Consider the following 9,668-nt stretch of genomic DNA (forward strand, 5'->3'; position numbering starts at 1 on the left):
TCAAGATCAAGATCAAAAGCAAGAGCACTAGGAACAAAGCGGCACATCGCATGCACTGCCTCGCCAGGAATCAGCAATCAGACCCACTCAATCCTCCCCCCGATACACCCACTGGTACAACGCCGGCAACACCAACAAAGTCAACGCTGTAGACGACAGGATCCCGCCAATCACCACCGTAGCCAAAGGCCGCTGCACCTCAGCACCGGTCCCGGTCGCCAAAGCCATCGGAATGAACCCCAGCGAAGCCACCAACGCAGTCATCAGCACAGGCCGCAGCCGCGTCAAGGCCCCTTCTTCGATAGCCACCCGCAACGCCCGCCCCTCCTCACGCAAAGCACGAATGAAAGCAATCATCACCAGCCCATTGAGCACCGCCACCCCCGACAAGGCAATAAACCCCACCCCAGCGGAAATCGACAACGGAATGTCCCGCAGCCACAGCGCCAACACCCCACCCGTGAGGGCGAAAGGAATACCGGTGAATACCAACAGACCGTCGCGCAGGTTGTTGAACATCATCAGCAACAAGGCCATGACCAATAGCAGCGCTACCGGCACCACCACCTGCAAACGCTCGGCCGCCGACTGCAACTGCTCGAACTGCCCGCCCCAGCGGGTCCAGTAGCCCGGCGGCACAGGCGCCTGCTCGATCAGCGCCTGCGATGCCTCATCGACGAACGAACCCAAGTCTCGCCCACGCACGTTGGCGCTGACCACCACCACCCGCTTGCCATCCTCGCGGCTGACCTGGTTCGGCCCCAGTTGCAGGTCAAGGGCAGCCACCTGGGACAGCGGGATGAAGCCAATCTGCGTAGCGCTGGCACTGGCCGGTACCGGAATCAGCAAGCTCGACAGACCGTCGATATCGGTACGCACGGTTTCCGGCAGGCGCACCACCAGGTCGAAACGACGGTCACCTTCGTACAGCGTGCCCGCATTACGACCGCCCACGGCGATAGCGACTGCATCCTGCACCTGGGCAACGTTCAGACCATAGCGCGCGGCCTGGTCGCGATCGATGTCGATGGTCAGCACCGGCAGGCCAGCGGTCTGCTCGACCTTCACTTCCGAGGCACCCGGCACTTGCTGCAAGGTACTGGCGATCTGTGCAGCGGTGCGCTCCAGCACCGCCATGTCGTCACCGAACACCTTCACTGCCACATCGCTGCGCACGCCGGAAATCAGCTCGTTGAAACGCAGCTGGATGGGCTGCGACAGCTCATGGTTGCTGCCCGGCACACTGGCCGCAGCGCGCTGTACCTCGGCAATCAACGCCGCCCGCGGCTTGCTCGGGTCAGCCCATTGCGCCTGGGGCTTGAGCATCACGTAGGCGTCGGAGATGTTCGGCGGCATCGGGTCGGAGGCGATCTCGGCAGTGCCGGTGCGGGCGAACACCCGCTCCACTTCGGGCACCTGGTCGATGATCGCCCTCTCCAGACGCTGCTGCAGATCCAGCGACTGGCTCAGGCTGGTGCCCGGCACCCGCAGCGATTGCAGGGCAAAGTCGCCTTCGCTGAGGCTGGGGATGAACTCGCTGCCCATGCGGCTGGCCAGCACGCCGGACAACAGCACCAGGCTCGCGGCACCGGCGAAGGCCAGGTTGCGCCGACCCAGCACCCAGGCCAGCAGCGGGGCATAACGCGCGCGCGCAGCGCGCATCACGATGCCCTCTTCTTCCTTGACCTTGCCTGTCACGAACAGGGCAATGGCCGCAGGCACGAAGGTCACCGACAAGATCATCGCCCCCAGCAACGCCAGCACCACGGTGAAGGCCATCGGGTGGAACATCTTGCCCTCCACACCGGTGAGGGCAAAGATCGGCAGGTATACCACCATGATGATCAACTGCCCGTAGATCAGCGGGCGACGTGCCTCGCGGGCGGCGGCGAACACTTCGTGGAAGCGCTCGGTGCGCGTCAGCAGGCGGCCATGGCGTTGCTGGGCGTGGGCCAGGCGGCGGATGGCGTTCTCGACGATCACCACCGCGCCGTCGACGATGATGCCGAAGTCCAGCGCCCCCAGGCTCATCAGGTTGGCGCTGACCTTGTGGGTGAACATGCCGGTGAAGGTGAACAGCATCGACAGGGGTATGACCATGGCCGTAATCAGCGCGGCGCGAATGTTGCCCAGGAACAGGAACAGCACCGCGACCACCAGGATCGCACCCTCGACCAGGTTCTTTCTCACCGTGGCGATGGCTTTCTCCACCAGATGGGTGCGGTCGTACACCGTCACTGCCACCACGCCCTTGGGCAGGGTGCGGTTGATTTCCTCGAGCTTCTGCGCCACAGCCTGGGACACCGTCCGGCTGTTCTCGCCGATCAGCATGAACACCGTGCCCAGCACCACCTCGCGGCCATTCTCGGTGGCCGCACCCGAGCGCAGCTCCTCGCCCAGGCCCACCTCAGCCACCTGGCTGACCCGTATCGGCGCGCCGTCGGCGCTGGAAATGACGATGCCGGCAATGTCTTCGAGCGAGGCCAACTGCCCCGGCGCACGCACCAGCAACTGCTCGCCATTGCGTTCGATGTAGCCGGCGCCGACGTTGGCGTTGTTGTTTTGCAGGGCGCCTACCAGGTCGTTGAGGGTCAGCTTGTAGGCCGCAAGGCGCTTGGGGTCTGGCGCGACCAGGTACTGCTTGGCATGGCCGCCGATGCTGTTGACCTCGGCCACACCCGGCACGTTGCGCAGCTGGGGCTTGATGATCCAGTCCTGGATCACCCGCAGGTCGGTGGCGGTATAGGGTGTGCCATCGTCCTTGAGCGCACCCTCCTGGGCCTCGACCGTCCATAGGAAAATCTCCCCCAGGCCCGTGGAAATCGGTCCCAGTAACGCCTCGATGCCTTCGGGCAGTTGCTCGCGAGCCACTTGCAGGCGCTCGTTGACCAACTGCCGGGCGAAGAAGATGTCGGTGCTGTCATCGAAGATCACCGTCACCTGCGACAGCCCCGAACGCGACAGCGAACGGGTCTGCTTCAGGCCTGGCAGACCGGCCATGGCGGTCTCGAGGGCGAAGGTGATGCGTTGCTCGGTTTCCAAGGGCGAATAACCGGGCGCGGCGGTGTTGATCTGCACCTGTACGTTGGTGATGTCAGGCACGGCGTCGATGGGCAGTTTCTGATAGCTGTGCACGCCCACGGCGGCCATCAGCAGCACCGCGAGCATGACCACCAGGCGCTGCTCGATGGCAAATTGAATGATGCGTTCGAACATGACGGGGTTCCCGGATCAGTGGCTGTGCTCGGCCGAGCCCTTGCCCAGCTCGGACTTGAGGACGAAGCTGCCGGCGGCAGCCACCTGGGTGCCGGCCGCCAGCCCCTGCGTGACCTCGACGAAGCCCGCGTCGCGGCGGCCCAGTTGCACCGGCACGGCCTCGAAGCCTTTCTCAGTGCGGGCGAACACCACTTCGCGTTGCTCCACGCTCTGTACTGCGCTTTGCGGCACCACCACGGCGACGTCACGGCGCTCGACGCTGACTGCGATGTTGACGAACAGCCCAGGGCGCCAAGCGCCATTGGGGTTGGCCAGCGTGGCGCGGGCGGTGGCGGCGCGGTTCTGTTCGCCGAGCAGGTTGCCGACGTAGTTGATGGTGCCCTGCACTTCGGCATTCAGGTCCGGGGCGCTGACCACCACGCTGCGCCCGCGGGTGACCTTGTCCAGGTCCCGCGGGGCCACGGCGAAGGTCGCCCAGACGCGGTTCAGGTCCGACAGGGTGAAAGCGTTGCTGGCCTGCCCGACCACTTCGCCAACGCTCAGGTGTTTCTCCACCACCACAGCATCGAACGGCGCGCGCAACTCGTAGCGGTTACCGCTGCCGGCCGGGGCCACGGTGGCGACCTTCTGGCGCGCATTGGCCAAGGCGATCTCGGCTTCTTGCAGGGCCTGGCGGGCTTGCAGGTAGTCCTGCTCGGCGCTGATGCGTTCCTGCCACAGCTGTTTCTCCCGCTCGAAGGTCAGGCGCGCCAGCTCCAGGCGGCGCTGAGCCGCCTGCTGCACGCTGCGCAATTCGGAGATCTGCTGGCTGGCGATCACCGCCAGCACCTGGCCGCGCTTGACCGCCTGGCCCAGGTCGACCTGTACCGACTCCACCACCCCCGGGACACGCGGCACCAAGTGGGCGGTGTGATCTTCGTCGAAGCGAATTTCGCCAGGAAAGCTGATGGCGGTGCCCATGGCGCGCGGACCGGCGGTGGCCAGCTGGATGCCGGCGGCTTCGATCTGTGCGCCACTCAGGTGCAGCGAGCCTTGCTCATCATGACCTTCCTCGCCATGACCCCCTTCACCGTGGCCTGCCTCCGCCTTCTCGTCATGGGCGTGCCGCGCTTTTTCGTCGTGGCCGCGGCCTGCCTGGCCATGGTCGTCGTGGGGACCCTGGCCAGGCGACAGGTTGCCGTTCCAGGCCAGGCCGCCGACGCCGAGAACGGCGATGGCAGCCAGCAGAATGGCGAGCTTGCGTGGGTTGTTCATCATTGCTCCTGCTGGTGGTGCGCAAAAAGGGGGGATGGCTGGGGCTCAGCGGTCGAGTTCGCCGTACATCCGCTCGACCTGGGCCCGCGCATCGCTGGCGGTGGCCAGGGCGTCGAGGTACTGGCTGCGGGCTTCGATCAGCGTGCGCTGGGCGTCGAGCACATCGAGGAAGGCGAACTTGCCGCGCTCGAAGCCTCGGGTAGCGGTGTCCACGGCCTGGCGCGCCGAAGGCAGGATGGTGCGGTCGTAGGCGTCCACCTCGGCCATGGCCATGGCCCACTGGCTCAGGGCGCTGCGGGTGTCGCTGCGCAGACGCAGTTCCACGGCATTGCGCAGATCGCGAGCCTGGTCGGCGCGGCGCGCGGCGCTCAGCACGTTGCCCTGGTTGCGGTCGAACAGCGGCAAGGGCATCGACAGCCCGACCACGTTGATCCGCTCACGGTCCTCGCGGCTGTACTGGCTGCCGACGCTGACGGTGAGGTTGGGAATACGCTGGGCCTTTTCCGAACCCAGGCTGGCCTCGCCGCGCTCGAGCTGCGCGGCGGCCAGGCGCCATTCGACGGTTTGCTCGACCTTGGCCAACAGGCGCTCGGCATCCGGCGCAGGCCCTGGCGACAGGGCCGCGCCCTCGAGCTGGGTGAAGTCGGCGCGCGCATTGCCCGTCAGCCGCGCCAAGGCCTGCCAGGCCACGCGCTGCTCGGACTCGGCGCGACCCAGCTGCGCTTCGGCCTGGGCCAGTTGGACCTGACCACGGGTTTCTTCGACCGGCGACGACTGCCCTGCCGCAACCCGCCCCTGCACCACGCGCAGGCCGCGCTCGGTCAAGGCACGCGATTGCTCGGCCAGCTCCACGGCGGTCTGCGCACGCACAGCGGCATGGAAGGCCTGGGTGACATCGGCACGCAGGCCGTTGGTCTGGCGCTCCAGCTCCAGCCGGGCGATGGCCTGGCCGGCCTGCGCCACCTCGACCCGCGCATTGCGCTTTGCGCCCAGCTCCAGCGGCTGGCTGAGCGTCACCGTGGTAGTGCTGGTGTCGCGACGAGTGTCTTCCCTCTCCCAGGACAGTTCGGGGTTGGGCAACAGCCCAGCCTGGCGCCTCTCGCCTTCGGCGATACCGATTTCCTGGCGCACGGCGGCCAACTCCGGGTTGCTGTCCAAGGCAGCGGCCAGGGCTTGCTCCAGGTTCAGGGATTGCTCCGCCCGGGCGGCTGGGGCTGCCGAGAGCAGGCATAACAGGGCAACGCTAAAAGGGGTGGCGCGGTTGAACGGCACGATCACGAGTCCTCGTCGGCAAGCTTTACGGAGCCAGGCCGGGACTGTAGGGAGGGCGGGTTATCGTGGCGGTGGCGGGAAGATTACAATTTTGCAATCAAGAAGGGGGCTGCGCCGACAAGCCCGCTGCTACAGATATTGCGCTAAACCTGCAGGAGCGGGCTCGCCCGTGAAGAGGCCGGCACTGACGCACCGCTAACCCGGCTCGGCCAGCAGTTCACGTATCACCTTCTCCTGCCCTTCATAGTCGCCCTCGCCGAAATGCACATGACGCACCTGTCCACGCCGGTCGACGAAGTAATGCGCGGGCCAGAACTGGTTGCCCCAGGTGTTCCAGATCAGGTAGTCGTTGTCCACGGCCACCGGGTAGGCGATGTTCAACTGGCGCACCTGCTGGCGGACGTTGTTCAGGTCGTGCTCGTAGTCGTACTCCGGGGTATGCACACCCACCACTACCAGCCCCTGGTCGGCATACCGCCGCGACCAGTCGTTGACATGCGGCAGGCTGCGCTTGCAGTTGATGCAGTCGAAGGTCCAGAAGTCCACCAGCACTACCTTTCCCTTGAGTACGTCGGTGTCCAGGGGCGGCGAGTTGATCCACTGCTCGGCCCCGGCCAGCGAGGGCATCGGGCCCAGGCTGTCGCGGGCCAGCAAGTGGCCCGCAACGCCCAGGCCGGCCAGCGCCAGCACCACACCGGTCACCTTGAACAGACGCCGGCGCACGGGCTGGTCAATTGTCATAGCAGCCCCCGGTGGCGTAGCTGCGGTAGTCGAGGCCACGCAGCTGGCCCTGGGAGTCGCGGTATTCCATGCGGGTGTTGGTCACGCCGCAGGTGTCGGGGTTGTCCTGTTTCACCGACACGACTTTCTTGATGTCCAGGCGGTCACCGTAGTGGTACTGCATCACCGGAATGTCGCTATTGGCCTGGGGGCTGGCCAGGGTGCTCGCCTGGGCGGCGATGGCACCCAGGCCAAGAACGGCGAACAGGCTGGCACGGGCTAGGGTCTTGTAGTTCATGGCATCTCTCCTGAAACAGGTTTGGCGGTAGGGAGGTTTGCTCCCCGGTCGAGAGCCATTTGACGCCCGGACGGTATCGCGGATGTGTCGGTGAACGGGGCCTTGTGCCTTTTGCTGTATCTGTAGCAGGGACAGATACACTGCAATACAAACACCGGCAGGCAACGGCCCGCGGCGTCGGTACACTGCCGCCACAACACCTCTCACAGGACACCCTTCGATGGAACACGTCGATCACATCCTGGTCGTCGACGACGATCGCGAAATCCGCGAACTGGTCGGCAACTACCTGAAAAAAAACGGCCTGCGCACGAGCATCGTCGCCGACGGCCGGCAGATGCGTGCCTTTTTGGAAGCCAACACGGTCGACCTGATCGTCCTCGACATCATGATGCCCGGCGACGACGGCCTGCTGCTGTGCCGCGAGCTGCGCGCCGGTCGCCACCGCAACACGCCCGTGCTGATGCTCACCGCGCGCAACGACGAGACCGACCGCATCATTGGCCTGGAAATGGGCGCCGACGACTACCTCACCAAGCCTTTCTCGGCCCGCGAGCTGCTGGCGCGGATCAACGCCGTGCTGCGTCGCACACGCATGCTGCCGCCGAACCTGACCATCAGCGAAAGCAATCGGCTGATCCGCTTCGGCCAGTGGCGCCTGGACACCACGGCGCGCCACCTGCTGGACGATGAAGGCACCCTGGTAGCGCTGAGCGGCGCCGAGTACCGCTTGCTGCGGGTGTTTCTCGACCACCCGCAGCGGGTGCTCAGCCGCGAGCAGTTGCTCAACCTCACCCAGGGCCGCGAGGCGGATATCTTCGATCGCTCCATCGACCTGCTGGTCAGCCGCCTGCGCCAGCGCCTGGGTGACGACGCCCGCGAGCCGACCTGCATCAAGACCGTGCGCAGCGAGGGCTATGTGTTCTCGCTGTCGGTGCAGTTGATCGAGACGCCGACATGAAATGGCCGCGCACCCTGGCCTCGCGCCTGGCATTGATCTTCCTCTGCGGGCTGGTGCTAGCCTATGGGCTGGCCTTCGGGTTGCAGTTCTACGAGCGCTACATCAGCAGCCGCACGATGATGCTGAGCAACCTTGAGATGGACGTGGCGACTTCGGTGGCCATCCTCGACCGTCTGCCTGCCGCCGAACGCGCCGCCTGGCTGCCGCGCCTGGAGCGACGCAACTACCGTTACCGCCTCGACAGCGGCCTGCAGGGTGAGGCGATGCCCACCGCCAACCCACCCATGGCCGCCGAATCCATCGTCGAGGCGATCGGCCAGGACTATTCGCTGACGTTCCAGGAAATCCCTGGGCCGCGCCCGCATTTCCAGGCCCACCTGGCATTGGCCGATGGCGCGCCGCTGACCATCGATGTCACGCCGCAGATGCAGCCGGTCGCCAGCTGGCTGCCTGGCATATTGCTGCTGCAACTGGCGCTGCTGCTGGCCTGCACCTGGCTGGCGGTGCGCCTGGCGATCGGTCCGCTGACCCGTCTGGCACGGGCAGTCGACCAGCTCGACCCGGACAAACCTGGCCCACTGCTGGATGAAACCGGCCCACGCGAGGTGAAATACGCCGCCGTGGCCTTCAACACCCTGCAAGCACGCATCGGCGCCTACCTCAAGGAGCGCATGCAGCTGCTGGCGGCCATCTCCCATGATCTGCAAACCCCGATCACCCGCATGAAGCTGCGAGTCGAGGTAATGGACGACGGCCCGGAGCGCGACAAACTGTGGAACGACCTCTGCGAAATGGAGCACCTGGTGCGCGAAGGTGTGGCCTATGCCCGCAGTATGGACGGCAGCACCGAACAGCCGGTGCGCCTGAACCTCGATGCCTTTCTCGACAGCCTGGTGTTCGATTACCAGGACAGTGGCAAGCAGGTCGAACGTTGCGGCAGCACCGACAGCGTGCTGCAGGCCCGCCCCCATGCGCTGCGCCGGGTGCTGTCGAACCTGGTGGACAATGCCCTGAAGTTCGGTGGCACGGCGCTTCTGGAGGTAGAACAGGTCAGCAGCGGGGCCACGCGAATTCGCGTGCTTGACCAAGGCCCGGGCATTCCCGAACAAGAGCTGGACGAGGTGCTCAAGCCGTTCTATCGCGTGGAAGGCTCGCGCAACCGCAGCACCGGCGGCACCGGGTTGGGGCTGGCGATCGCCCAGCAACTGACCCAGGCCATGGGGGGGCAACTGACCCTGAGCAACCGCGCCGAAGGCGGATTGTGCGCGCAGGTCGAGTTGCCTTGAGGCGTCGCTGGCCGGGGCTTGTTCAGCAGGAGGCGAGCCCCGGCCAGCGCTCTACATAGCGATACACATCCCCTGCGTCCCGGACACACTGCAGATACCCCCGCGCTGCACACTGCTCGTCACGGTCTTTCCAGCCAAACGAGAACCTGCACATGAGCACATTGATCCTTCGCACCTTCAACCAAGTCGACCGCATCGGCACATGGAGCGCCGACCTGCCACTACGGCTGTTCCTTGCCTGGGAGTTTTTCGAGTCGGGCCTTGAGAAACTCAACGGCGCCAACTGGTTCATCGACCTGCAAACGCGCTTCCCATTCCCCTTCAACGTGCTACCGGCGGAGTTGAACTGGCAGCTGTCGTTGTGGGCCGAGCTGATCTGCCCGCTGCTGTTGCTGCTGGGGTTGGGCACGCGGCTGGCGTCGGCGGTGCTGATGGTAGTGACAGTGGTGGCGATCGCCGCCGTGCACTGGCCTTCGCAGTGGGGCTCGCTGGCAGAGCTGGCGCGCGGTTATGCGATCACCGACCAGGGCTTTGGCAACTACAAGCTGCCGCTGATCTACTTGGTGGCGCTGCTGCCGCTGCTGCTCAAGGGCGCTGGGCGGCTGAGCCTGGACCACCTGCTGCGCCGTCGCTTCGCCCGCTAATGCTTCAGCGTATGGCA

Annotated in this window: 8 protein-coding genes; 3 read left to right on the forward strand and 5 right to left on the reverse strand. The window is 65.6% G+C overall.

From position 1 onward, the window contains the following. Positions 1-87: 87 nt before the first annotated feature. From RAC97_RS24280 to RAC97_RS24300, 5 genes are all read right to left on the reverse strand, one after another. The gene (locus RAC97_RS24280) at positions 88-3,216 is read right to left on the reverse strand and encodes a CusA/CzcA family heavy metal efflux RND transporter (protein WP_375097867.1); all 3,129 of its coding nucleotides are present in this window, start codon (positions 3,214-3,216) and stop codon (positions 88-90) included. 15 nt (positions 3,217-3,231) lie between these two features. Beyond that, a complete protein-coding gene (locus tag RAC97_RS24285; RefSeq protein ID WP_375097866.1) occupies positions 3,232-4,470 on the reverse strand; it encodes an efflux RND transporter periplasmic adaptor subunit in 1,239 nt (412 codons plus the stop codon). 45 nt (positions 4,471-4,515) lie between these two features. Continuing rightward, the gene (locus tag RAC97_RS24290) at positions 4,516-5,745 is read right to left on the reverse strand and encodes a TolC family protein (protein ID WP_375097876.1); all 1,230 of its coding nucleotides are present in this window, start codon (positions 5,743-5,745) and stop codon (positions 4,516-4,518) included. Between the two features lie 192 nt (positions 5,746-5,937). Then, positions 5,938-6,483 carry a thioredoxin family protein gene (locus RAC97_RS24295; RefSeq protein ID WP_375097865.1) on the reverse strand — a complete coding sequence of 182 codons (546 nt, stop codon included), beginning with the start codon at positions 6,481-6,483 and terminating at the stop codon, positions 5,938-5,940. After that, entirely contained in the window at positions 6,473-6,760 is a 288-nt protein-coding gene (locus RAC97_RS24300; RefSeq protein WP_375097864.1) for a DUF2790 domain-containing protein, read from the reverse strand. The genes RAC97_RS24295 and RAC97_RS24300 overlap by 11 nt, the downstream gene beginning before the upstream one ends. Before the next feature lie 220 nt (positions 6,761-6,980). Between RAC97_RS24300 and RAC97_RS24305 the strand changes: the two genes are divergently transcribed. The 3 genes from RAC97_RS24305 (at position 6,981) to RAC97_RS24315 (ending at position 9,651) form a co-directional block, all read left to right on the forward strand. Continuing rightward, entirely contained in the window at positions 6,981-7,721 is a 741-nt protein-coding gene (locus tag RAC97_RS24305; RefSeq protein WP_375097863.1) for a response regulator, read from the forward strand. Then, on the forward strand, positions 7,718-9,007 hold the full coding sequence (locus RAC97_RS24310) for a sensor histidine kinase (protein WP_375097862.1): 1,290 nt from the start codon (positions 7,718-7,720) through the stop codon (positions 9,005-9,007). The genes RAC97_RS24305 and RAC97_RS24310 overlap by 4 nt, the downstream gene beginning before the upstream one ends. Before the next feature lie 152 nt (positions 9,008-9,159). Further along, positions 9,160-9,651 carry a DoxX family protein gene (locus RAC97_RS24315; protein WP_375097861.1) on the forward strand — a complete coding sequence of 164 codons (492 nt, stop codon included), beginning with the start codon at positions 9,160-9,162 and terminating at the stop codon, positions 9,649-9,651. Positions 9,652-9,668 lie beyond the last annotated feature (17 nt).

Origin of the sequence: Pseudomonas sp. LS_2 (genome assembly GCF_042709235.1) — a bacterium.
In the GTDB taxonomy this organism is placed as follows: Bacteria; Pseudomonadota; Gammaproteobacteria; order Pseudomonadales; family Pseudomonadaceae; genus Aquipseudomonas.